General features: G+C 38.6%; 19 protein-coding genes. 6 read left to right on the top strand and 13 right to left on the bottom strand.

The window, feature by feature from the left end:
- Positions 1 to 4: 4 nt before the first annotated feature.
- Together F1E73_RS05420 and F1E73_RS05415 are read right to left on the bottom strand one after the other, a co-directional pair.
- Positions 5 to 1231, bottom strand: coding sequence for an acyl-CoA dehydrogenase family protein (locus F1E73_RS05420; protein WP_223883365.1), 1227 nt, complete (start codon positions 1229 to 1231; stop codon positions 5 to 7).
- A 1190-nt stretch (positions 1232 to 2421) separates the two neighbouring features.
- Positions 2422 to 3495, bottom strand: coding sequence for an ornithine cyclodeaminase family protein (locus F1E73_RS05415; RefSeq protein ID WP_150451335.1), 1074 nt, complete (start codon positions 3493 to 3495; stop codon positions 2422 to 2424).
- 463 nt (positions 3496 to 3958) lie between these two features.
- Here F1E73_RS05415 and F1E73_RS05410 point away from each other — a divergent pair, with 463 nt between their 5' ends.
- The 5 genes from F1E73_RS05410 to F1E73_RS05390 all read left to right on the top strand — a co-directional run bounded on the left by F1E73_RS05410 (position 3959) and on the right by F1E73_RS05390 (position 12599).
- Positions 3959 to 5221, top strand: a complete 1263-nt coding sequence (locus F1E73_RS05410) for a HupE/UreJ family protein (protein WP_150451334.1) — start codon at positions 3959 to 3961, stop codon at positions 5219 to 5221.
- A gap of 26 nt (positions 5222 to 5247) precedes the next feature.
- The gene (locus F1E73_RS05405) at positions 5248 to 8169 is read left to right on the top strand and encodes a non-ribosomal peptide synthetase (protein WP_150451333.1); all 2922 of its coding nucleotides are present in this window, start codon (positions 5248 to 5250) and stop codon (positions 8167 to 8169) included.
- A gap of 10 nt (positions 8170 to 8179) precedes the next feature.
- Positions 8180 to 8968, top strand: a complete 789-nt coding sequence (locus tag F1E73_RS05400) for a class I SAM-dependent methyltransferase (protein WP_150451332.1) — start codon at positions 8180 to 8182, stop codon at positions 8966 to 8968.
- A gap of 59 nt (positions 8969 to 9027) precedes the next feature.
- Entirely contained in the window at positions 9028 to 11649 is a 2622-nt protein-coding gene (locus tag F1E73_RS05395) for a condensation domain-containing protein (RefSeq protein ID WP_176328531.1), read from the top strand.
- Positions 11650 to 11786: 137 nt separating this feature from the next.
- The gene (locus tag F1E73_RS05390; RefSeq protein ID WP_150451330.1) at positions 11787 to 12599 is read left to right on the top strand and encodes a 4'-phosphopantetheinyl transferase family protein; all 813 of its coding nucleotides are present in this window, start codon (positions 11787 to 11789) and stop codon (positions 12597 to 12599) included.
- A 140-nt stretch (positions 12600 to 12739) separates the two neighbouring features.
- On the opposite strand, the gene F1E73_RS05385 is transcribed toward F1E73_RS05390, so the two are convergent.
- The 9 genes from F1E73_RS05385 to F1E73_RS05345 form a co-directional block, all read right to left on the bottom strand.
- Positions 12740 to 13198 carry a GAF domain-containing protein gene (locus F1E73_RS05385; protein ID WP_150451329.1) on the bottom strand — a complete coding sequence of 153 codons (459 nt, stop codon included), beginning with the start codon at positions 13196 to 13198 and terminating at the stop codon, positions 12740 to 12742.
- 148 nt (positions 13199 to 13346) lie between these two features.
- Entirely contained in the window at positions 13347 to 13757 is a 411-nt protein-coding gene (locus F1E73_RS05380; RefSeq protein WP_150451328.1) for a GNAT family N-acetyltransferase, read from the bottom strand.
- Positions 13750 to 14421, bottom strand: coding sequence for a lysoplasmalogenase (locus F1E73_RS05375; protein WP_086478248.1), 672 nt, complete (start codon positions 14419 to 14421; stop codon positions 13750 to 13752). Before F1E73_RS05375 ends, F1E73_RS05380 begins: the two co-directional genes overlap by 8 nt.
- Before the next feature lie 17 nt (positions 14422 to 14438).
- Positions 14439 to 14738 (bottom strand): hypothetical protein, encoded by a 300-nt coding sequence (locus F1E73_RS05370; RefSeq protein ID WP_086478249.1) that lies wholly within the window; start codon positions 14736 to 14738, stop codon positions 14439 to 14441.
- Positions 14739 to 15123: 385 nt separating this feature from the next.
- Positions 15124 to 15633, bottom strand: a complete 510-nt coding sequence (locus F1E73_RS05365; protein WP_086478250.1) for a DUF3124 domain-containing protein — start codon at positions 15631 to 15633, stop codon at positions 15124 to 15126.
- A gap of 104 nt (positions 15634 to 15737) precedes the next feature.
- A complete protein-coding gene (locus F1E73_RS05360) occupies positions 15738 to 16010 on the bottom strand; it encodes a GNAT family N-acetyltransferase (protein ID WP_223883364.1) in 273 nt (90 codons plus the stop codon).
- A gap of 259 nt (positions 16011 to 16269) precedes the next feature.
- A complete protein-coding gene (locus F1E73_RS05355; protein ID WP_150451327.1) occupies positions 16270 to 17580 on the bottom strand; it encodes a cryptochrome/photolyase family protein in 1311 nt (436 codons plus the stop codon).
- Position 17581: 1 nt separating this feature from the next.
- On the bottom strand, positions 17582 to 18274 hold the full coding sequence (locus F1E73_RS05350) for an SDR family NAD(P)-dependent oxidoreductase (protein WP_086478253.1): 693 nt from the start codon (positions 18272 to 18274) through the stop codon (positions 17582 to 17584).
- Between the two features lie 68 nt (positions 18275 to 18342).
- Positions 18343 to 18837, bottom strand: a complete 495-nt coding sequence (locus tag F1E73_RS05345) for an SRPBCC family protein (protein WP_150451326.1) — start codon at positions 18835 to 18837, stop codon at positions 18343 to 18345.
- Positions 18838 to 19045: 208 nt separating this feature from the next.
- On the opposite strand from F1E73_RS05345, the gene F1E73_RS05340 reads away from it, so the two are divergent.
- Complete coding sequence (locus F1E73_RS05340) at positions 19046 to 19891, top strand: DUF2911 domain-containing protein (RefSeq protein ID WP_150451325.1); 846 nt, start codon at positions 19046 to 19048, stop codon at positions 19889 to 19891.
- Between the two features lie 102 nt (positions 19892 to 19993).
- On the opposite strand, the gene F1E73_RS05335 is transcribed toward F1E73_RS05340, so the two are convergent.
- Together F1E73_RS05335 and F1E73_RS05330 are read right to left on the bottom strand one after the other, a co-directional pair.
- Entirely contained in the window at positions 19994 to 21688 is a 1695-nt protein-coding gene (locus F1E73_RS05335; RefSeq protein WP_086478256.1) for a sodium:solute symporter, read from the bottom strand.
- A 110-nt stretch (positions 21689 to 21798) separates the two neighbouring features.
- Positions 21799 to 24312, bottom strand: coding sequence for a PIG-L family deacetylase (locus F1E73_RS05330; RefSeq protein ID WP_150451324.1), 2514 nt, complete (start codon positions 24310 to 24312; stop codon positions 21799 to 21801).
- Between the last annotated feature and the right edge of the window lie 27 nt (positions 24313 to 24339).

Here is a 24339-nt window from a genome sequence, read left to right as displayed (position 1 = left end):
TTCATTATAGCCCTAGTAGGTTGGCAATTATATTCCTTTGTATATCTGAAGTACCTGCATAAATAACCCCCCCAACAGCATCCCTTAAGTCGCGCTCTACCTCCGTGGCGGTTAAATACCCACTTCCTCCTTGATTCCGAATGGCATCGAGGCTAGACTGTACAAAGCTTTCACTTAATAGAAGTTTTAAGAGGGCTGCTTCCATCATGGCCGATTTCCCTATGCTTTTTAGCCAGGCTACCTTATAGAGCATCAGTCTTGAGGTCTCCAGTCTCAGTTTCATATTGGCAATCCGGTTGGATACAGATTGAAAATCCCCGATAGATTTTCCAAACTGTTTTCGTTGTTTTACAAATTTTATGGTTTCCTCCAATTGGCGTTCCATGGCCCCCAATTGACTGGCAAGAATGGTACACCGATCATACTCCAAGGAGGTGGTGGTAATACTCCATCCTGCACCTTCACCCCCTAATCTATTTTCCAGGGGTACAAAACAATCTTTAAATAGTAAATCTCCAATTGGTACCGTTCTGAGCCCCATTTTATGTTGATTTTCACCCCTGGTAAAACCTGGCATTCCATTTTCCACTATAAACCCAGTAACGCCCCATTTCCCTAGGGACTTGTTAGTACTAGCAAATACAAGGGCTACATCTGCAATTGGCGCCAAGGTAATTAGGCATTTTTTTCCGTTTAGAACATATCCGCCATCGACTTTGGTGGCAGTGGTTTCCATGGAGAAAATATCGGATCCTGCATTGGGTTCGGTCAGTCCGTGAGAGGCAATCCATTCCCCAGATGCTAGTTTGGGAAGAAATCGCTTTTTTTGCATTTCACTACCAAATTTGGAAATGGGGTTTTGAACCGTCCACATTTGTGCGTTTAGGGCAAAGGGAAGACCGTTGTCCCTACATCCATACCCAAGCCCTTCCATAGCTAGGGTAGCAGATAGTATATCTACTTCTTTATCTTGCCCTCCGTATGCCGATGGACATGCCAAGGCCTGAATACCAAAGTGGGCACATTTTTGCCAATCTTGCATGGAAAAGGTGCTGCTGACATCATTACTTGCTATGGAATTATTTAATTCTTCCTGTGCAAACTTGATGACCCGGCTTTTATAATCCAATTGTTCTTTTGTCCAAGTGAAATCCAATTTTATAGTGGTTTTTGTCCTACATCCAATGATTCTATAAAACTTGGATAGAGGGAGTTGGTTAAATACGCCCACTTAGTGGGATTTACTTATTTTGATGCTCGCGCCTAAGCGCAATCAATTATTCCAGACGATAGCCTTTTGGAATTGCCCTGAAGCAATTACTCTGGTAGCTTGTGTTATATTGATAAAACCTAGGCTAACAAAATTTCAAATAATTTTTCAGCTCGTTAATTAGTATAAGTGATGTATTTTCAACCGACTCTTAACCAGAGGGTTGAAGAATAAAGAAGATGGGGTCTAATTTTTATTTTCTTAAATTTAACTAAAATTTTCTTTACACCTACCTATTAATTTTGCTTTACCAGAAAAATATGATGAATTCCACCTTTAAATCGTTTATGAGGAATCTGGTTAGCTATTGAAGTAGAATAGCATTCAATCCTGAACATTGGAAAAATCTTTTTCCAAGACTTTTAATAGTGCTTTTGATTTTTGTAACGATAGAAAGAATCTTGTTTTGGATCACTACTATACCCTCAAAGAGTTATTTTAGCGAGAATATTTTCTGGGAATTTATTACAACAAATGGCCTTAATGCTTTCCTAGTTATTTTGGCCATTGTTCTAATAATTGTCTTCAATAGAAAACTGTTGGCACCTTGGGAGAGCTTTGATAATGGAAATCGCATCAAATCTCTGTTGTTGGTAGTTGCCTGTATATTGAGCTGGGAATATGTATTGTATGATTTTAATTATTATCTAAATCAGGAACATTATCTAGACCGTGGTCTTCTTTTAGTCTTTATCATTCTCCTTTTTTGGCGGTTAATATTTATTGTACCTTATATAATAATGCTCTTTCCAAATACTGGTCAATTTAAAATTCTTCCTCTTTACTCTTTGGCAGTCCCACTTCTTTCCATCAGGAAACCTCTCCTGTTTATGGCTTTCTACTGCTATAAATTGCTGCGAAAAATTTTCTATTTTAAAGATTTTCTTTTTTTGTCAGGTTGCCTTATAGCAGCTTTTTATTTTAGTTCCGGTATTCGAAAATTAAATTTTGAATGGCTTTGGTACGACCCAATAGTATATTTACTATCAAATTCCTACGCAAACGGCTGGCTGAATATAGGCAACGGGGAATGGAAAAATATCGGAGGTCACCATTATTGAGGTATCCTCCTTCTTTTCGAAATCTAGGGGCTATGAAGTACTGGGGGAACGGGAGGTATTGATGACGCTAATAATTTTTATCCAAATTAACTAGACTTGTACAGAAGTCAATAAAAAGTGATATGGATTTTTCACATCAGAGGAGATATGTTCTAAGTTCACCTTTAAACCAATATTGAATTCCATGGCTAGATTCAAGAACAATTCCAAAACAACTTGGTCCTCTAAGGCCCAACCAGTAGAATCGAACACGGATAATTTGTCCTTAAAAAGGTGATAGGCGGTATGGTTTTGAATTAATGGAACCAGACTTGGTCCAATTTCTTCTGGCTTCAGCTGCTGGCATTCCCCTTCTATATTTGCCTGTTCAAGGAAATCTGGACAAACCAAAGAATCCTTTAATAGGGCTAGGGGCAATTCAATTTTTCCAGGGAAATCCGATCCAATCGCATTGATGTGAAGATGCTTTTGATGGCCTTTGTAATGTGAAAAAATTGGGCCTTCACCTATTCCAATAGAAGTTTGGGTACATAGTATATCAGCCTCCTTTACAATGGCACCTACGTTGAGCGGAATTACTTCTAGATTGAGATTCAGCATACTGATTCGTTTATTGAACGATTTTATAACATCGGGGTCAATATCATAAATCATTACTTTTTCAAACTCAAATATTCTGGAAAGGGCGTGCAATTGTGTTATGGACTGTGCACCACATCCTATAAGTCCTAAAGTTGAGCTGTGTGGGTTTGCAAGGTATTTGCTTGCAACCGCAGATGCCGCTCCTGTTCGCAAGGCGGTTAATAAAACTCCATCGGCTATACCTTTTAAATGACCGGTTTGAGTGTCATAGCTGGAAATGGAAGACAGAATAGAGGGTAATTTAAACTTCTCTGGATTGTTAGGGTGGTATCCTACCACCTTAATAACAATTTCCTTATCCTTATGGTGTAGTGGCATCCACTCAATTAAACCGGGATAATTACTGGTATAATTAAAACCACTCCTTACGGGTACGTCAGTACATTTTGGATCATAATCCTTAATGGCTGTAGTTAGTCTACGGATAAGGACGTCCATAATATTATCCATTCCAAATTTTTCTACAATGCTACAAACATCACTTCCGGAAAGTATCAAGGTGGAATTTTCTTTTTTATACATTTTCAGGATGGTTAAAAATATGATTTTATAAATCTCAATGTTGCAATAGGAGTTATGTAAGTATATGGGAGTATTGAAATAGGCTTTTAACTACAATATGTCAGGTTTAGGCTTCCAAAAGGGGATAGGTAGGTTTTGGAAAAATATAATAATAAGGTTATAAATATGAGTTAAATGTAAAAATAACGATAATAATTTAAAATAAATGTATTATATATCTTATATTTATAATGATTTGATGTGGTTGTTGTTTAGAGGGGGAAAAGGTGCTTTTTATCGAACCTCATCAAACTAAGGAAGCAATTACTTGGCTGCGCTGATATTTATATTACAGTTTATAGAAAACGATTAATGGGTTAAAGAATTTTGCGCCATTAATTTACAAAGTTGTTACCCACCATTCACCATAAGGAGACCAAACCTTTAGACCAATTTATGAATACCATTAAATACTTATAGCCTTATGAGTAATAGACTTTCCTTCATGTTGGGATTCTTCTTGCTTATCCCGTTACTACTTCTTTCACACATTCCAAATCAAAGTTATATCTTTCTTAGGGTTTATGAGAATGATGGTATTGATGGAAGATTTGAAATAAACACCAACGACATCAATAAAATATACAATACCGATTTTAAAAAAGGCGTTACACTTTCAGAACTCAATCCATATGTGGAAGATTTAAAAGCCTATATGCTTTCCAGGTCTTCCTTTAACTCACCATTAGGACATCATCAAGTTTTGCTAAGGGATTCTGTACAGATTTTTCCCGGTGTTTTGGGTGATTATCTACAGATATTCTTTTCCTTGGATAATATGGAAACCTTACCTGAATCATTGGAGGTGGAGTTTCGTCCGGTCTTTGATGTGGACCCTACCCATAAGGGCTATTTAATTACGGAATACAATTGGCGGGCAGGAGTAATTAATGAGGAATCCAATATTTCCATGGAATTTTCTCCAAATTCACCCATAGATACTATGTCTTTAACAGATGTTTCCATTTGGAAGGGATTTGTGGCCATGGTAAAGCAGGGGGTGTGGCACATTTGGATAGGTTTAGATCATATTCTGTTTTTGATAGCCTTAATATTACCCTCAGTAGTACGACGACGTAAAAACCCACATGAAAACAAGGATGGGCGCCACGGCCTTTGGCAAGTTTTGGGAAGGTATTCATGGGAACCCGTTATGGGCTTTAAACCTGCCTTTATATACATTATTAAGGTGATAACCTTTTTTACGATAGCCCATACCATTACCCTTAGTTTGGCCTCCCTCCAATTAGTTGTTTTACCCTCTAGGTTTGTAGAGTCTATGATTGCCCTATCCATAGGATTGGCGGCACTACATAATATAGTGCCTATTTTCAAAGGAAATGATTGGGTAATAGCCTTTGGATTTGGACTTTTTCACGGATTTGGCTTTGCCAGTGTTTTAGGGGATCTAGGACTTACTAGTGAGTTTCTCACCCTCTCGCTTTTAGGATTTAATATAGGGGTAGAACTAGGACAAATAGTGATTATAGCGATCTTCTTTCCCCTGTTGTATCTACTAAGAAATGCAAAGGCCTATCCCAAGTTACTGGTAGGCGTGTCTATTCTATTGATTTTAATATCTATAAATTGGAGTGTGGAACGCTCTTTTGAAATTGACTTGGGGGTGTATGGATTTTTAAAATCCTCTTTGAGAAAGGTTTTGGTTTTTATTGGCTTACTAAGTTAGCTGAATGTGTACCTAAATAAAACATTGTGAGTAACCCTATAGATAAAAAGTCGCTTTTAAGTAGATGGAAGGAGCACTCCCTTAAAGATGCGTCTATCGTTCCTATTTCCAAGGCTCCGGATGGAATTGATGTTCCTTTATCGCGGGGTCAAGAACGACTGTGGGTTCTGCAACAACTTCACCCTTCAAACCCATTTTATAATTATTGTGAGTTATACAGATTTAAAGGAGAACTACACTCAGGGTTTCTATTGCAAAGCATGCAGGCGGTGTTTCTAAACAATTCTATTTTTAGAACAACCTTCTATATGAAGGGAGCTATTACCTACCAAAAACCTCATGATTCAGAAATAAAAATAAATTATAAGGATCTCAGTCCTTTGGAGGAAAAAGAAAAGGAACGCGCCAAAGAAAAGATCATCGACACAGTGGCTAAATCCAGTTTTGATCTGGCCACCTTTCCCTTAACCATCTGTTGGTTATTAAAACTTTCGGATGTTGAACATTTACTTATTCTCAATATGCACCATATCATCACGGATAAATGGTCCATGGGTGTTTTTAGGAAAGAATTGATTGGACATTACCAAAAGTTACGTGCAGGGATAGCGATCCCAGTGGATAAGGAATTGCAATACAGTGATTATGCCTACTGGCAATCCAAGCAAACCATAGATGAAAATCAATTGAGCTATTGGGAGGAGCAATTAAAGGGCCAAATTCCAACGCTGGATCTTCCGCTAGACTATCCGCGGAAAATGACGCCAAGTTTTAAAGGGGGATTGGTGAGTAATAAGTTAGATCATGATTTATCCTCAGCTATACTAACCTTGGCAAAGCAATGGAATACTACCCCCTATGTATTATTACTTTCAGTGTTTAAACTGTTGTTATATAAATATTCGGGACAGGAAGATATTCTTATTGGTTCTCCTATATCCAAAAGAAATGAGAAGTCGGTAGAAAACCTTATAGGCTTTTTCAATGAGACCGTGGTGTTACGCTCCAGGCTATCGCCCCAAATGACATTTTTGGAATTGGTAGAATCTATTAGGGAAACCACTTTGGAGGCATTTAATAATAAGGACGTACCCTTTGAACTATTGGTGAAAAAGTTAAAACCTGAAAGATCTTTAAACCTACATCCATTTTTTCAGGTGATGTTTCTTTTTCATTCAGTACCATCACCCCTGCCACTAGATAGTAATTGTACTATGGAATATGCTGTATTGGATCTAGATATTGCAAAATTTGATCTTACGCTATACGTGGAAGAGGACAATGGGAAGCTTTCCACTACTTTTGAGTATGCCAAAGATTTATTTAAAGAATCTACCATTCAAAGGATGCAGCAGTACTTCCAACTCCTTTTGGAAAAAGTGGTAGGGTTTCCATCATTGCCCATTGGTAAAGGATCCTTGCTTACTAGACTTGAAAAGAAATTAGTGACGGACGCAAAGCCTAGAATGGAATACAGCTACCATGGAATACACGAGTTAATATCCATCGAAGCTGGGATTAACCCAAATTCCATTGCAGTGGTCTATGAAGATGAGCGGATTTCCTATGGTGAATTAAACGAGAAATCGACCATCTTGGCCAACAACCTTCAAGAGTATAGTAGGGGAGAGAATTTATTTGTGGGGTTATGTGTAGAACGATCCGTGGATATGATCGTAGGAATACTGGGAATCCTAAAAGCAGGATGCGCTTATCTTCCCTTAGATCCTGGATATCCTATGGAGCGCATAGATTATATGCTGAAGGACGCCAAGATAAAAGTATTGCTCACCAGTAAAAATTTAAAGCCCAAATTTAATAAGGAAGCTCTAATTACACTAACAATCGCCAAGCTGTGTACCTCCAATAGTAAGAAGGAAATTGCCTTGCCCATAGCCAGAGAAAGTAACTTTGCCTATCTAATTTACACCTCGGGAAGTTCCGGAACTCCTAAAGGGGTGGCAATTACACATAAAAATATTATCAGCGCTACCATCTCAAGAATAACGTACTACAAAAACGCTCCTACCTCGTTTCTACTGATGTCGTCCATTGCATTTGATAGTTCCAAAGCAGGAATTTTCTGGACGCTTTGTACTGGTGGTCAATTAGTGGTGACTAGGAAGGGATTGGAGCAGGAAGTTGACTTGCTCTATAAGACACTTTCCGAACATCAAGTTAGTCATACCTTAATGTTACCGAGCGTTTACAAATTGGTGTTGGATAATCTGGCGAATTGGAAATTCCCTAAGTTAAACACTGTAATAGTTGCAGGGGAGGAGTGTAGTAGGGCGGTCGGTTGTCTACATCTCTCCAAGTTGCCTCAGGTAGAGCTTCACAATGAGTACGGACCTACAGAAGCTACGGTATGGTGTACCGTTCATAGGATAAACAGTGCTGAGGAACACGGCAAGGTCCCCATCGGGAGGCCTATTGAAAATTCGGAAATCTTGTTGTTGGATGATCATCTTAACCATGTGCCTTTTGGTGCCAAGGGCGAGATTTACATTGGAGGAGCAGGGGTAGCTAACGGGTATTTAAACCGTGATGAAGCGTCTGAAGAGGCATTTATTGCCCATCCATTTAAAATGGATGCACCTTATAAGTTGTATAAAACAGGGGATATAGGTCGCTATAGGTTTGATGGAAACTTAGAGTTTCTTGGCAGAAAGGATACGCAGATAAAAATTAGGGGACACAGGGTATCCCTACATGAAATTGAAAGTCTGATACGCACCACGGATTGCGTCTATGAGGTGATGGTGAAGTTGGAATCTACCGGAGGCGAATTACAAGAGGTTGCAGTGGCTGATTTTTCTGTGGAAGAGCTGCTTGCCTTTATGGATAAGTATATGGAGGAGGCCCAAATTAAGGAGATTATATCCTCCGTTACTTCGTTGCGCAAGGAGGAATTAAATTATCTCTTGGAACAAATAAAAGATAAATAAGCCCGGAAAAATGAAAAGAATAAAGAGAACTCAGGATTTTGAAGTGGTCCTTACCATTCCCGATCCAACTTTTATAAAACCGCCAAGAGAAGCTCAAAGAAATGCGGTAGTCAATAGGGCGCTAAAGGAATTTGGTTCCGATATACAAGCGCTTCATCAACAGGTAAAAACATTTGTACCTGGCGCAACGGTACAGGCCTTTGATGACCGTACTCAAAAGGCCTTGGAGGATCTGGAAATCATGGAGGATTGGCAAATTCCTGTGATGGCTAAAATGGCCGAGGCCATTGCCAACAAAGGGGGTGATATTCTCGAAATTGGATTTGGACGCGGAATAGCCTCCGAGATGATTCAGCAATACCCCCTTAGTAGTCACACCATTATTGAATGTAATGACACGGTCGTAGAACGATTTTATAAGTGGAAAAAGCAACACGAATCAAAAGAGATTACCTGTGTTCATGGGTTGTGGCAAGATACTATAGATGAACTTGGATTGTTCGATGGAATATTTTTTCATACCTACCCCTTAAACGAGGATGAATACATGCGTTATGTTAACGGAAGTATCACTTTCGCCGAACATTTTTTTGAACATGCAAAAAAACATTTGAAACCTGGGGGGGCTTTTACCTACTTTTCCAATGAGGTTGATTCTTTAAGCAGGGAACATCAGCGGCTACTTTTAAAGTATTTTGATTCCTTCTCGGTTACCGTGGTAGGCCTGTCTATGCCTGAAGATGTAAAGGATACTTGGTGGGCCAATACGATGGCGATTGTAAAAGCGAGTAACTCATGAATGAAGCTTTGGAAAATAGCATCCTAAACCTTACTTCAAGCCAGCTTAAAATGGTTCGAATGAAGCTCTCACAGTATTTGGAAAAATTACAGGAATTGGAGAAGGAAAAGGGTGCTAAGAGATTGGTGGCCTATATAAGGCCCAAACCTAATTTTAATCTGGAGGATTTTCAGATGACTCTTGGGAAAAGGATGCCCGATCATATGATTCCGGCTAAATTCATTCAAGTTGAGGAATTTCCCAAACTGCCCAATGGCAAGATAGATTTTAGAAAAATAAAAACCAGCACCCAAGAAGCGGTAGGTCCAAGAACGGTTATTGAAAAGCCGAAGAACAAAATAGAAGAGCAGTTGGTAGCCATATGGGAGAAGGTTTTAAATTTTTCCCCAATCCATACCACCGATAACTTTTTTGAGATAGGGGGAGATTCTATATTAAGCATTCAGATCATTGCTAAATTACGGGAATGTGGTATTGATATTACCCCCAACCAATTATTTAAGCATCAGACTATTGCAGCACTATCAGCAGAAGTGAAGTCGTCCCTAAAACCAACCTATACCTACAGGCATTTGGTGGAGATTAAGGGAACGGGCAGTAAACCTCCGTTGTACTGTCTTCATGCAGGGGGTATCCATTTATTTTCCTATAACCGATTGGCAGATTATATGGATTCCCAAAGGCCTATTTATGCATTGCAGGCCTCCGCAGTAACGGGAAAACTAAAACTCCATAAGAGCGTGGAGGAAATGGCCCATGATTTTTTAGATGAAATTAAAATAAATCAACCAAAAGGACCCTACCATATTATGGCCTATTGCTTTAGTACCGCTGTAGGTTTGGAAATCGCTAGGATTCTTGAAGAGCGTAAAGAGGAGGTGAATTTTATAGTTGTAGATACTATAGCACACTTTCATCAGTTGTTCGCTTGGAATAGGACTAAAACTCGGATTTTGAATATTTTGAAGGTTTTACGAGATCGGCGTGTAAATAGGTTTTTTGGCTTAATAAGAAAAAGAATAAAAAGTTTCATAGATCCCAAACTTGTTAAATATTTAGGGGAAAAAGAAGAAAGAAAAATAGAAAGACTTCGATTAAACTACTTGAAAATATATAAAAAGTATTCATGGGATGTCTACAAGGGGAAATTTATATTGTTACTAACCGAAAGTGGAGGGAGGCATTTAGTTTCAGACATAATAAAATCATGGGAGAAAATCACCGAAAAAGAGAATGATATAATAGATATTGAAGGAAAGCATGAGGAACTATTTTCCGATGTTGGGGTAAGGGACACAGCAATCTCTTTAGAATACTGTATGGAGAATTTTGAAAATGAATTGGATAAAACTTTTGAACGAAACCTTCAAAGTAATATCCTGTTAACACCCATTCAGCATTGGTTTTTTGATACGCACAAAAGACAACCACATTATTGGAATCAAATCGTCCGTTTAACGAATGTAGGTTCTTTAGATCAGACTAATATTAAATCAATTTTGGATTTTCTGGTATTTCAACATGATGCACTTCGGCTCAGTTTTAGTAACAATACAGATGGTTGGAAGGCAAATTTGCATCCCAAAAAAAATGTGGAAGTTTTTCGATTAGTGGACCTGAGCCAAACAGAGGATGTACTTGAACAGAATAAAGAGATTAAAGAAGTTATATTGGGTGTTCAGGAGAAGTGTAGCTTGGTTGACGGCCCATTATTTAAATGTCTTTTTTTTAAATGTGGAGAATTACAGGAAAATAAGATCTATTTATTGGCTCACCATTTAGTTATTGACTCGGTATCATGGAGTTTACTTAACAAAAATTTTAATACGGGAGTAAAACATCAATTTAAAAAGAAGCCCATAGTTTTATCGGGAAAGACACTTTCCATTAAACAATGGGGTGAATATCTTTTGGAATTATCAACTTCTCCCGAAATATTGAAAGAACTGCCATTTTGGGAGATGCAGAAGGAAGACTCCTATATGTTTCCATCAGATTATACACAGAGGAATAATCACTTTGAGGAGTGTAGTATAAAAGTATTAAAGGCCGTAATAAGTGAAGAGGAAACCTCACTAATGTTACAAGGAACTGATTGGGGGTTTAGTACAGAAATTGAGGAGTTATTGATTACGGTTCTTCATACTGTGCTTAGTGAGTGGAGCAATTTGGAACGGATATGTTTCGGATTGGAAAAACATGGTCGTAATGCCGGCATCTTGGAGGTAGATGTTTCAAATACTGTTGGATGGTTCACTTCCTATTTTCCTATTTCAATAAATATTTCAAAAACTTCCACTTTAAAAGCACGATTAAAACATGTTAGTGAACAATTAAGGTCGGTCCCTAACGATGGGATAGGCTATGGTATATTAAAATATCTTAATCAGGATCAGAGAAGAAATAGTAAACTGAGACAAAAGCCGCAAGTAATTTTCAATTATTTGGGTATAAGTAGTGATAACAAGAATGGATCTAATGTGGGATTCAAAATGATTAATAAGTGGAGTCGTCATCCAAATAGTGAGCGTAGTTATGGTTTGGAAGTGAATGCAATCATAGAGAATGGGCAATTGCGAATGAATTGGAGTTACAGTACCGAATTATTTAAAGAAACCACCGTTAAAAATTTAGTTGCTAGGTATAATACAGTTTTACGTGAAATTCTTTTGCAATGCTAGTTTTATTAAGAAAAGCATTGGAAAAGGTAATAGGGACAATACAAGAGAGATAATTTTATCTTTCATGAAATGCAATAGAAACATATTAAGCTGCCTCAGGTTGATATATCTGGGATTTATTTGAATTACATAGGCATATGAACAAGGGTTTCGGATTGGGGCCATTTAAATTAATCACCAATATGATAGGGGGTAAATCATTGGATCTTGCTAGTTTAGAATCAGGGGCTGTACGTATATGGTATATTGATGCTTCAGCTAGAATAGATAGTCGTTATTATGAAATGTTAAATGCGTGCGAAAAAATAAGGGCAGAAAAGTATAAGTTTATTAAAGATAAAAATATGTTTATAACTGCTCGCTCAGTTTTGAGAATGTTGTCTGCATTTTACCTTAACAAAACTCCTTCTCAAATAGAGATTAAATATGGCCCATTTGGTAAGCCATATCTCTATGGGGAAAACAGATTGAAATTTAATATTTCCCACTCAGGTTGCCGGGTTGTGCTGGCTTTTTGTAAACAGGGAGCTATAGGAGTTGATATTGAAAAGATAAAGACCAATTTTGATGTAATGGAAATAGCTGAAAATTATTTCTCAGAAATGGAAGTCAATGCACTTGGCGCAATCCCCCAAGCTGACCAGAAAAAGGCGTTTTTTCGTTGTTGGACTCGGAAAGAATCCTTTTTAAAAGCAATTGGAGAAGGGCTTTCCCTTCCATTAGATTCATTTTCTGTTACCCTTGATGACGATAAGAATGCTAAATTGTTAGAAACAAAATGGGATCCATCTGAAAAAGAGAAATGGAAAATGTTTGCATTTGTACCGGACACCAATTACATGGGAGCGATTTCTGTCCACTCTAACATTGAAAATATTAAATATTACAGATGGGATAAATTCAAGGAATTGCTTCTTTGTGAAGAAAGACATCCAAACGATCGCCAATAATTTAAGAAATAATAATAAAATTTTCTATCACAGTATTTTTTTCTGGTATGGCAAGCTATAAGTTATACGCGGTTTTGCTATTCATTTAATTAAAATCTTAATCTTCGTTAAGATAAACAGATTTGAATAAAACTTAGGCATTACTCCCCTACATAATCACAGATTTCTTCACCAATCGCCATAAGAGTAGTAATCTCCTCCTCCGTAAAGTCGTACGGTACTGGTTTTGCAATCCCCAAGGTGCCGAATAACTTATTTTCCTTTAATAAGGGAACGGCAATAGACCCTTCTACCTTTGTTTCTTTGGCGGCAGGACGCGCCACCCCAGAATCGTCCGTTTGAAGATTACACATTTCCACCGGCTCCCTGCGCTGGGCTGCAATACCAGCCATTCCTTTTCCTACAGGTATTTTTGAAAGTTTGGGTACCAAAAAAGACGGAATTCCCTGCTGTGCTTTTAGGTGGAGTAGGGACGGGTCTTCCTCTATGAAATGAATGGTCCCTGTAGTGCAACCATAGGCTGCAATGATAGTAGATAATACCTCTTCCCAATTTATGGGTTTTGTAGACAAGAGTGGGGTTACGACGGTGTTAGACATTGCATTCTGTTGTTTTATCTGCGTTTAAAATAGATCAATGTTCAAATTTACCGAATTCATTTCATACCTGCCAATCCACTTTTTATACAGATTTAAACTATTTCCTTGGGACAGTAGTTATCAGAGGATTGGGCTATCACCAACGTACTTAGAAATATTTTTCCATAATCACATAATCTTGTCCCGCTTTGTTAAAACGGGTATTGGTTGGTGAGAAACCAAATTTCTTATAGAAATCTTGCTTGTCCAATCGGGCATTGCACCATATTTTATTAACCTTATAATCTTCCGTACAATTTAAAAGATGGGTGAGAAGCATGCTGCCATAGCCTTTTTGCTGTTCTTTTTGATCGGTTGCCAATTTTCGGAACTGTGCAATCTTATTCTCGATAAATAGGGAGACCACAGAGACTAAAACCTCATCCACATAAAGTCCGTAATGAATTCCATGGGCATCATTTGGCAGTATTATAAAGGTAAGTGGCTTTTGGGGCCACATAACCCTTTGCCTAAGGGCATAGGTTTCCTCAGCAGGTATTTGTCGTATCTTTTTATTCATTACTAGCCAATAGGCCATTGACTATTAGGTACTGAGAGGCGGCATAGGTGCTCATTATCCAGAAATTGGCCATTGGTACCGGAGTGTTAAATTTATTGATGGCCAAGATGCTATCTGAAATAATAAAGAAGATAGCTCCCAATAATACCAGCGAGTAACTTTTCATACCAACTTCTGCTTTACGGTTAGAGGACGTTATGGCCATTACCAAAATCGCTATTATATATATAATCACGGGAACCATAAAATCTCCCAAGTTTTCCATCACCATTAAAAAAATGGCAACCCCAAAGCTAACTATGGCGGTAAGTATTATCCAATATTCTCTGGTATAACTAAGATTTCGCTGACTCGTAAAAACAACACTATAACTTAAATGAGCCAATAAAAATGCAGTTAATCCCAGGGTGAATAATGAAGGTGAACGAAGTTCAAAAAGCAAAATAATATCACCAATTAAGGAAAAGAACAAGGCCAGAATCGTAAATTGAAATGTTTTTTTGGGCAGATGCTTTCCGTGTAATCCAAAGTGAATCATCAATGAAATAACGATCAGAGGTTTAGTTAGAAGCCTATATTCATGAAAATTTAAATAGCCAAATAGAAGGTCTAGAAAGACAATAAAAACATAACCGAGTAAGAAGTATATGGACTTAAAGTTCATATGCGGTGGGGAGGTTTTTATGGATTAGATGGGTACATTCTACGTTTTTTAATTACAATAAAACAGAGTGTTAGCTGTAATAAAATGGCAATTCCATTGGTGAGCCATAGTGCGATGGCATTGAACCTAATACCATAAAAACACCAAAACAGGTATATTACAACCCAGCCAAAGATAAATCCGTTAGACAGGCTACTGGGTCCTTTAAATCTATATTCCTTATAAACTTGAATTGCGATAACCAAACAGGCACATAAACCAGCTACTATACCAATAGTTTCAAAGATATGTTCTGGAATACTATAGATAAAATTCATACCACAGCGTATTTAAATTTAATTAAAAAATTATAAACCTAACCTATACTATCATTTATTTTTTTAGGGATGGTATGGATCAAAATCTACCTTCCCCAAGCCCAATGGAACTTTTTTATCTTACATGGTAATTACTCTTAAAATTAGCTCAGGGATGTTGGTTTATTATAGGATTTTAAAATTTAGTTTGGCATGGAATGCCCAAATTCATTGTGAACTTTAGTCCTTCCTTTATTATTGACAGACGCCCATTTCTAGGAGCAGCTTTATACAAATATATATATTTAAATGGTTTATGCTAGTCCAATCAAGTATATAGGTCTCAATAATGAAAGCTATGTAGTACGGTAGTGGAGTCAGGGGGTATAAGTATGGTATAGACTAGCTATAATTTTATTCCGTGGGTTGTAAACGAAATTCCTTGCTGCCCTGTTGTAGATATCATGACCGCTTCAAAAATAGGTTCATGATCGTTTGGATGAACCGCCCAATCGAAAATGAAATTGGCTCCGGTGCCTCCATATTTATCATCCTGATCTATTACTATTTCAATTGTTTCCAATGGTTTTAGGAAAATTGGCTTGTCAAAATAAGTGCGTATAAGGTTTCCCTGCGTATCATAATAAGATGCTTTTAAAAGAAATACTGTGTCGGATATACTTACATTCCGCATGCTCGCAGTTGCGGTTAAGTGGTGAAGGGCCTTTTCCGTACCGTCGTAAATGGAGGAGTAAATCGAAAGATAGGAGCTACCTTTCAATAAAGTATCATTTTTGGGTAGGGTAGTATAGCGATTACTCCAGTTGACAGGATCTATATGACTTATTTTCTTTTCCTCGGTGCAACTTATCCCGAAAATCGATGCAAATAGCATCACCCATAATATTCTTTTCATTGTAAATGTTTTCAACTATCTATATTTTTAATGGCTTTTCCGAAAAGACGGGTGTTAATTTAGGTAAGTTGCTATTGCTTATAAAGTTCGGGCAATCAACGGGGTTAGGTCAGTCTTTTCCACTCAGGATGCCTTTCCAAGTAGCCCGCAACAAACGGACATTTGGGTATCAAGGTCAAGTTTTTCTTTTCTATATCCTCCAAAACTGCTTTTACCAGGGCAGAGGCAATTCCTTTACCTCCTAATTCTTGGGGCACCTCGGTGTGGATAAGGTAAATTTTATTCTCTTTTCTTTTAAACTCAATTTTTGCTACTGAACCAGCAACATGAAACTCGTATTGTTGGTCTTTTTCGTTGACCACTAAATTATAGGGCATAGACATATATTTTTACCAAAACTGGGCCAAAAGCTTTCCCATTTTATTCAACCTTCTTTTAAAAGTACTAATCATATCCAGTGCTTCCAGAATTCTTTTAGGTTTTCGGCCTCATATAACACAATGCCATGGGACATCTGTTTAAATATAACAAATTAATGGGAACTAAAATGAATTTTCCAACTAGCTAATCAAATTTTAAATGCCCTTAAAATAGATGACTTTGGGAATCCCTTTTCCCATTCGTCTACACAAGGCGTTAACTCAAGGCCGACTTGTATACTCTTAGGCACCTTTCACGAGCTTCTTTGTGGTCTACCATTTTATCGGGATAGCTTGGATCCGCAATATTCGGAACCCATTTTTCTGTGTATTTACCCTCCTTGTCAAATTTATCTGCTTGGGTCATAGGGTTAAAAATTCGAAAATATGGTGCGGCATCCACACCGCTTCCAGCGGCCCATTGCCAATTCCCTACATTGGAGCTCATTTCATAATCCAGTAATTTTTCCGCAAAATACGCTTCCCCCCATCGCCAGTCTATTAGAAGGTGTTTACAAAGAAAACTGGCTACCAACATGCGTACCCGGTTGTGCATATAACCGGTAGCATTTAATTGTCGCATCCCGGCATCGATTAATGCGTAACCCGTTTCACCTTTCTTCCATTTTTCAAATTCCTTTTCATTATTGCGCCACTCAATTCGGTCGTACTTAGGTTTAAAGGCATCTGTAACGGTATTTGGATAATGCCATAAAATTTGCATAAAAAATTCGCGCCAAATCAATTCACTCATAAAAACTTCATTTTCCGATGAAATTGCCTTTTTTACAATGCTGCGAATAGAAACGGTTCCGAATCGTAAATGAGGACCCAGTCTGGAGGTACCGTTTTTGATGGCAGGGTAGTTTCTGGTATCCTCATACTTACTAATTAGGTTGGAAGTAAGAGTGTAATCGGGAATTTTAACTGTTGAGACTTCAAAACCTATATCGGACAGTGATAAATTGGGCAGTCTGCTGTGCTGCATAAAATTCTTTAATCTATCTTCCGATGCACTGGGTTGCAAATGTTCGTCATTATTAAATTTAAACAACCATTTATTCTTGTAAGGTGTATATACTAGGTATGGGTCTCCGTCAGATTTTACAATTTCGTCCTTTTCAAAAATCACCTGATCTTTATAGGTGCTAAAATTAATGTTGTTTTCAGTGAGAAAACCCTTTATTTCATTATCCCGGTCCAGGGCATAAGGTTCATAGTCCCGGTTGGTGTAAACGTGCTTTACCTCATGTTCTTGAACTAATTTATGGAAAATGTCCTTGGGCCTACCGTGATAAATAGCCAGGGAGGAACCATAATCCTCCTGAAGTTGTGAGCGCATGCGTTGAAGTTGATCATAAATAAAGGAAACACGAGGATCTTTTTTGGGAAGTTTATCCAGGATTTCTGGGTCAAAAATAAATATAGGCAGCACTGGGAGGGAACTTTCCAATGCTGCAAATAGCCCAACATTGTCTTGAAATCGCAAATCCCTCCTAAACCAAAATATTGCTATCGCTTTGCTCATTTTAGTCGGTACTTAAGGTTGATAGTCCGCCATCTACACCAATAACCTGCCCCGTTATCCAAGCACTTTTGTCGCTTAAAAGAAATTGTGCGGCATTACCGATATCCGCGGTGTCACCTATTTTTTTTAAGGGGTGTCTGCTTGCCATGTTTTTGCGTTTTGCTTCGGTATTCAATAATTTGGAGGCTAATGGGCTATCTACCAAGGAGGGTGCTATTACATTAACACGAATTTTTGGCGCGTATTCAGCTGCAAGTGACCTTGCAAAACCTTCTATGGCTCCTTTGGATGCTGCGATACTGGTATGAAAAGGCATGCCCTTCTTTACGGCTACGGTACTAAAAAATACCATACTAGAATTTTCTGCCATCCTCGGCATAATCTGTTGAACTACCTTAACCATAGCAAAGAAATTGATATGCATATCCTCCTTAAAACCTTCTAGGTCTATTCTTTTAAAGGGCTTTAAGCTTATGCTTCCTGGTAAATAGGCAAACCCGTGTAACTCTTGGGGCAATAAACCTAGGTCTAAGGTGTCCGCAGTGGCATCAAAAGGAATATGCACCAATTGCAGGCTCCCTAAATCCCCTTTTGTCCTAGAGGCAACGTACATAGTAAAATCTGGCACCAAGCTTTTGGCCAAGTATTGCCCAATTCCATAAGACCCTCCAATAAGTAGCATGTTCTTTTTCATGGATATTATATTTTGTTAACTGCAATAATTTTAGATCTCATCTTTGAGTGATTTTCTGGACCCAAGGGTTAAAATGATTTAAATTCTACAAACGATGCTTGGTTTTCAACTTCCCCAAACAGGGTAATTAATTTATTCTTTCTATAATCAAAGATTTTCTTTAATTGATTTTTCACCAAAAATGGATGGACCATTCTTCCGAAAATTCCCAAAGGGAGTTTGTAATCAATGATATCTTCCATTACCACTCCTTGGGGGACAGCCCTTAAAAAGTGTTTGTGATGCCAAAGGGCATAAGGACCCGCCCGTTGCTCATCCACAAAGTATTCACCTTCCTGTACGTGGGTTATTTCTGTAAGCCAATGGGTGGTATACCCTGGAAATGGAGAAACGGTATACAGTATTATTTTTCCGGGAAACATTGGGGATTCCCCTCCTGTTAAGATATGAAATCCCATGCTATCTGGAGTTATAATGCTGAGATTTTTTGGGTCTGTAAGGAATTTCCAAGCCTTTTCCTGGGAAATGGGAAGGGTTTGTTTGGAACGGAGTTGATAGTGCATTGATAATTTATTTATGTAAAGTTATAAAAATTGTTTAATGAAAAGGTAAATAAGTTAAACAAATTTAATTAGACTTGAAATGGAAAGAAATTTTTTGTTTAAAAGGGTAGGGGGAGTGTCTTGTGAGAACACACTAAGTTTGGGGATTGTTCTGTGATATCTGCTTAAATAATGTTAAATTAGCCAGAACTCAATAAATAAGATTAACATGAAAAAGTATTTAATTTTAACATTAGTATTAGCCATGGGCATGGGCATGCAAGCACAACTCGCTACTCCACAGCCCAGCCCTTCGGCAACAATTGTACAGAAGGTAGGGCTTACCGATGTTTCCTTGGAATATTCCAGGCCTTCCATGAGAGGAAGAACAATTTTTGGGGATTTGGTGCCCTACGACAAATTATGGAGGACAGGAGCCAATGCACGAACAAAAATTAGTTTTACTGATAACGTTATGATAGGGAACCAGGAGCTAAAAGCAGGTTCTTATGCCATCCTAACCAAACCCGGTGTTTCCAATTGGGAGGTTATCTTCTATTCTGAGGCCGATGGCAACGGTGCGCCCGCTACCTTGGATCAAAATAAGGTAGTTGCTAAAGTGAACGCAGCGGTACAATCAATGCCCATGCCTATAGAAACCTTTACCATAAGTTTTGATGATTTATCGGATAACTCGGCCACTTTGGGCATACTTTGGGAGAAGACCTATGTAGGTGTTAAAATTGAGGTGCCTACAGAGCGGAAGGTAATGAAGAATATAGATATGGTGCTTAATGGCCCTAGTGCAGGGGATTACTATGCAGCGGCTGTGTATTACCTAAATTCGGATAAAGATATCAATCAGGCTAAGGCATGGATGGAAAAGGCATTGTCCATGACCAAGGAGCCTGCTTTTTGGCAGTTAAGGCAGCAATCCCTTATCTATGCCAAGGCTGGTGATAAACAAAAAGCTATAGAAACAGCAAAGAAATCCTTGACTGCCTCCAAAGCGGCGGGCAATGCAGATTACGTTAAGATGAATGAAGATTCCCTAAAAGAGTGGGGAGCCAACTAACTGATACAAAGTGTAGTAAATAAAAGCCCGTCCCTTGGCGGGCTTTTATTAGATCAAGAATTTTGGAAGGAGGATAGACAGGAGGTATTATAGGTAATTCCCTTACGATATCTTAAATAGTCGGTCCAAGCTCTCAAGGATAAAGGATAGTAAAATAACGAGGCTACATCCAAAGGCATTGAGCCATAAATAGGACATCCAATCATTATCAAACCCTATAATAACTACCACCTGGGTAATGATAGCAGCTATAAAAACGGCATTTCCCCTTATATATTTAAAGAAGAAAGCAATTAGAAATATGCCCAGTACGTTGCCGTAAAATATGGATCCTATAATATTTACCAACTGAATTAAATTCTCAAAAAGATTGGCATAAAATGCAATCAATATGGCAATTACCCCCCATAAAAGTGTAAAATACTTAGACGCTTTTACATAATGTTGTGGGGAGGCTTCCTTCCGTTTATTTCGTTTATAAATATCCAAAGCCGTAATAGTCCCTAATGCATTTAGCTCTGAGGCAGTAGAGGACATGGCAGCCGATAAAATAACAGCTAACAAGAGTCCAATTAATCCCTTTGGAAGATAGTTAAGAATGAAATGGATAAAAACGTAATCCTTGTCTGTGGGCTCTGCCTTATCATCTGCCTTGGAAATTAGGGCCCTAGCCGCTTCCCGGTTCATTTTTTCCTTTTTGTTGATATTGATGATCTGTTGCTTAGCATCCTGGGTGCTGTCATATTCATGTAAGTCCAAAGCGACCGCAAATTTGTTTTGGGCTATTCTCTTTTCTGTCTCCAACCTAAGGTGCTCTTTTTCCAAGAGCTGGTATTCCTTGGCGTAGGGAGAATTCATCACTGCTTTGGTAGCTGCGGGATTAAAATTTAAGGGAGAATGGTTGTATTGAAAGAAAACAAATACCATCACCCCCACCAAAAGAATAAAGAATTGCATGGGAATTTTTAGAATTCCGTTGAATATTAGCCCTAGCTGGCTTTCTCGTACAGATTTACCTGAAAGATAGCGTTGTACCTGACTTTGATCTGTGCCAAAATAGGCGAGAGCAAGGAACAACCCTCCCGTTATACCACTCCAGAAAGTATATCTACTAGAAGTGTTAAAACTGAAATCCAATATGTTTAGTTTATCGCTTGCCCCAGCAACTTTCAAGGCTTTGCTAAAGGTGATATTATCTGGTAAATAGCTCAAAATAAAGAAGAATGCAATAAACATTCCGGTCATTATGATAAACATTTGTTGTTTTTGGGTGATGCTTACCGCTTTTGTTCCCCCAGATACGGTATAAATAATCACTAAAATACCGATAATGACATTTAGGGTATGAAGATTCCACCCTAACACAGCAGATAGGACAATGGAAGGTGCGTATATGGTAATACCTGCGGCAAGACCACGCTGTATTAGGAAGAGAATGGCAGCCAAAGACCGGGTCTTTAAATCGAATCGACTCTCCAAAAATTCATAGGCAGTGTAAACTTTAAGTCGGTGGTAAAGCGGGATAAATACAATACAAATAATAATCATGGCCAATGGAAGCCCAAAATAGAACTGTACAAAGCCCATTCCATCGTGATATGCTTGCCCAGGGGTGGATAAGAATGTGATGGCACTCGCTTGTGTGGCCATAACGGATAATCCAATGGTCCACCATTTTGCAGATTTGCCGCCTAGCACGTAATCGTTTACATTTTTACTACCCTGTGTTTTCCAAACCCCAAAACCAACAATAAAAAGTAAGGTTCCACCGAGTATAATCCAATCTATGGTTGCCATGCTATTGGTTTGCGGTCATTAATAAATAAAATAAGATAATATATAGTGCATTGAGTACAATGACCAATGTGTACGCTTTTTTCCAAATAAATTTATCCTGCATCCTTAACTTATTTTTTTGATTTTTCCTGCTTCAGGGATAGCATGTTGGTAAATAGTCGGTACGCACCGGGCACACCTGCCGGAAGCTCCCTGAAAAAACTTAGTCCGGTATAAACATAATATCCTTCCCCGTAAGGAGCAACCAAAAGACTGCCTTTCAAAGGTGACTCGTCCTTGTCCCACATGGAAAGGATTGGGGTAAACTCCTTAGACCACTGGCCTGGAAAATAAAGTCCTCGTTCTTGTACCCAACCTTTAAAGTCTTCCTGGGTTATTTTGTTTGGGTAGTTTACAATCGGATGATTTTTATCTAAGATTTCAACATCAGATTCCTCATCGGTTACCCTATTTCTGGAAAGGGTCAAAGGATAAGGGGCCAGATTTTCCATGGAGGTTACCTGCCGGTCGGCAGTATTGTATTGAATAATCAGGTTGCCTCCATTCCTAACATACTCTAATAAGAAACGCTGTTTAAACTTTAATTCTTCTACTACATTATAGGCTCTAATCCCTACTACAATGGCATCATAATGTTGTAATGACTGGGAGCGAATGGAGGCGGGGTCTATGATAGAAACATCATACCCAATTTGCTGTAAGCTGCTGGGAATTTCATCGCCCGCACCCCTAATATATCCTATTTTGTTTCCATTTTTAATAATGTTTAAACGGACCACCTTGGCTTCGGCGGGTAATAAAACGGATTGTTTGGGGATATGGTCATAATCTATTTCTACCAATTCTTTGGAGACTTCCTTTCCATCTAAATGAATTATAGGTGTTATATAGCTTTCACTCTTGGTAGTAGGAGGACTTAAAAGGAAGCGCACAATTTGCTGATCCCCTTTGTTGGAGATTTTAAAAGGTTTACTTTCTTGGTCTACCTGCCAGCCTTTTCCTAGTTGAAGCTGTACCTTCCCTTCAATATGATCCTTGTGGGCTTTTACGGAAATCGCAATTTCCTTTGGTTGGCTATCCGCGAAGATGATTACCTTATCCTTGAAACTAGCCGTGGCCTTTGGTAAAATACTGAATGGCTGGTAAATCTCTCCCTTATCGGGTCTAGAGTATCGGTATACCAGTGGTTTTACTATGCGCACTGGGTATCCATTAAACTCCAGATCAAAGTTTATATTGATGGCTGCGGGGGTTTCCGGTTTGCCAATAAGGTCTTGGTCTTTAACTTGGTACATTCCTAAGTCCCACTTTTCATTTAACCAGTAGGGATTGGTAATAGGGGCCTCGTTGGATATTGGTAAACCAATTTCAATTAGCTCTTTTTTATTTTCCTTCAAAGGAATATTTTTAGCAATGGAGGGCTGGTTGGGCATGGCAATGCTCTTAAGGACGATATCGGAATTACTTCTGTTAAGTGCTTCAATAGAAACGGTAATCTTCCCACCTTGGTACGAGCTAGCCTCCGAGGCAGTAGCTTCCAAAAAAAATCCGCTTACAGAAAGTATGATTTCCTCCAGTTCCTTTAGTTTTATGTTCCTCCAATGATCATCTTTAACATTTTTCAATGCGCTATGGGCTTCTAAAAGCTGAGGTAAATGTGTGGATGGATCCTTAAAATTGAAGTTTTGTTCTAGATCATAGAGGATTTTCCCCACCGCATCACCGCCTTCTACCCTAGACCAAGTGGTATTTATGCCCTCAAAAATGTCGGACTCCTTACTGGGCATCTCACCTTTTAATAGCTCTAAATACTCCATTTCGCTTCCGCGGGTGCGCAATCTTCCAAATCCTTGGCAAAGGTGTTGACTGCTGGCAAGCGCCGCAATCTCATTATTTGATAATCCGCTTAAAGGGTAGTAGGTGCCAACATCTACTTGGAGCATATTGGACTTATCGGCACTTTTAAATCGCTCTTCACTTCCGTAAAACCACCAAGAGGTATTGAAAAATAATCTTGAGGGCTGCCAAATGCTGGTTTTGTTTAGTTGTTCTGGGTAGTGGGCTGCGTTACCAGCCATGTCAAAGGCCGAGACACTCAACATGGCCGAGGAGGTATGGTGTCCGTGGGTTGTTCCAGGGCTGCGATGGTCAAAGCGATTAATAATTACGTCTGGCTTAAAAGTCCGAATAACCCAAATAATATCGCTCAGTACCTCGTCCTTGTTCCATACCTCGAGGGTTTCATTGGGATGTTTGGAATATCCAAAATCGTTGGCTCTGGTAAAAAACTGTTTACCTCCATCTATTCGCCTTGCAGCCAATAACTCTTCGGTACGTAGTACCCCCAATAGCTCACGTAATTCCGGTCCTATTAAATTCTGGCCACCATCTCCACGGGTAAGGGAAAGGTAAGCGGTATTCGCCTTTATTTCGTTAGACAGGTAAGATATTAGCCTGGTGTTTTCGTCGTCGGGATGCGCAGCAACATAGAGGGCCGATCCTAAAAAATTTAGTTTTTGAAGCGCCTGGTAAATGTCAGACGAACTATGGGATGGTGGAGTCTGGGAATAAACAAGCTTGTATGATAGTATTATTAAAGTGAATAATAGCCAGAAAGAGCGCATTTATTATTGTTTTTGAAGTTGGTTCAA

The organism is Arenibacter lacus (assembly GCF_008711145.1).
Lineage (GTDB): Bacteria > Bacteroidota > Bacteroidia > Flavobacteriales > Flavobacteriaceae > Arenibacter > Arenibacter amylolyticus.
The sequence above is the reverse complement of the archived record's forward strand: the minus strand, read 5'-3'. Positions and strand labels throughout refer to the sequence as shown.

What these genes read in the sequence shown, in the direction of transcription:
- F1E73_RS05415 (WP_150451335.1), bottom strand. Translation starts at nt 3,495, where the DNA reads ATGTATAAAAAAGAAAATTCCACCTTGATACTTTCCGGAAGTGATGTT.
- F1E73_RS05410 (WP_150451334.1), top strand. Translation starts at nt 3,959, where the DNA reads ATGAGTAATAGACTTTCCTTCATGTTGGGATTCTTCTTGCTTATCCCG.
- F1E73_RS05400 (WP_150451332.1), top strand. Translation starts at nt 8,180, where the DNA reads ATGAAAAGAATAAAGAGAACTCAGGATTTTGAAGTGGTCCTTACCATT.
- F1E73_RS05395 (WP_176328531.1), top strand. Translation starts at nt 9,028, where the DNA reads ATGAAGCTCTCACAGTATTTGGAAAAATTACAGGAATTGGAGAAGGAA.
- F1E73_RS05390 (WP_150451330.1), top strand. Translation starts at nt 11,787, where the DNA reads ATGAACAAGGGTTTCGGATTGGGGCCATTTAAATTAATCACCAATATG.
- F1E73_RS05385 (WP_150451329.1), bottom strand. Translation starts at nt 13,198, where the DNA reads ATGTCTAACACCGTCGTAACCCCACTCTTGTCTACAAAACCCATAAAT.
- F1E73_RS05380 (WP_150451328.1), bottom strand. Translation starts at nt 13,757, where the DNA reads ATGAATAAAAAGATACGACAAATACCTGCTGAGGAAACCTATGCCCTT.
- F1E73_RS05375 (WP_086478248.1), bottom strand. Translation starts at nt 14,421, where the DNA reads ATGAACTTTAAGTCCATATACTTCTTACTCGGTTATGTTTTTATTGTC.
- F1E73_RS05370 (WP_086478249.1), bottom strand. Translation starts at nt 14,738, where the DNA reads ATGAATTTTATCTATAGTATTCCAGAACATATCTTTGAAACTATTGGT.
- F1E73_RS05365 (WP_086478250.1), bottom strand. Translation starts at nt 15,633, where the DNA reads ATGAAAAGAATATTATGGGTGATGCTATTTGCATCGATTTTCGGGATA.
- F1E73_RS05360 (WP_223883364.1), bottom strand. Translation starts at nt 16,010, where the DNA reads ATGCCCTATAATTTAGTGGTCAACGAAAAAGACCAACAATACGAGTTT.
- F1E73_RS05355 (WP_150451327.1), bottom strand. Translation starts at nt 17,580, where the DNA reads ATGAGCAAAGCGATAGCAATATTTTGGTTTAGGAGGGATTTGCGATTT.
- F1E73_RS05350 (WP_086478253.1), bottom strand. Translation starts at nt 18,274, where the DNA reads ATGAAAAAGAACATGCTACTTATTGGAGGGTCTTATGGAATTGGGCAA.
- F1E73_RS05345 (WP_150451326.1), bottom strand. Translation starts at nt 18,837, where the DNA reads ATGCACTATCAACTCCGTTCCAAACAAACCCTTCCCATTTCCCAGGAA.
- F1E73_RS05340 (WP_150451325.1), top strand. Translation starts at nt 19,046, where the DNA reads ATGAAAAAGTATTTAATTTTAACATTAGTATTAGCCATGGGCATGGGC.
- F1E73_RS05335 (WP_086478256.1), bottom strand. Translation starts at nt 21,688, where the DNA reads ATGGCAACCATAGATTGGATTATACTCGGTGGAACCTTACTTTTTATT.
- F1E73_RS05330 (WP_150451324.1), bottom strand. Translation starts at nt 24,312, where the DNA reads ATGCGCTCTTTCTGGCTATTATTCACTTTAATAATACTATCATACAAG.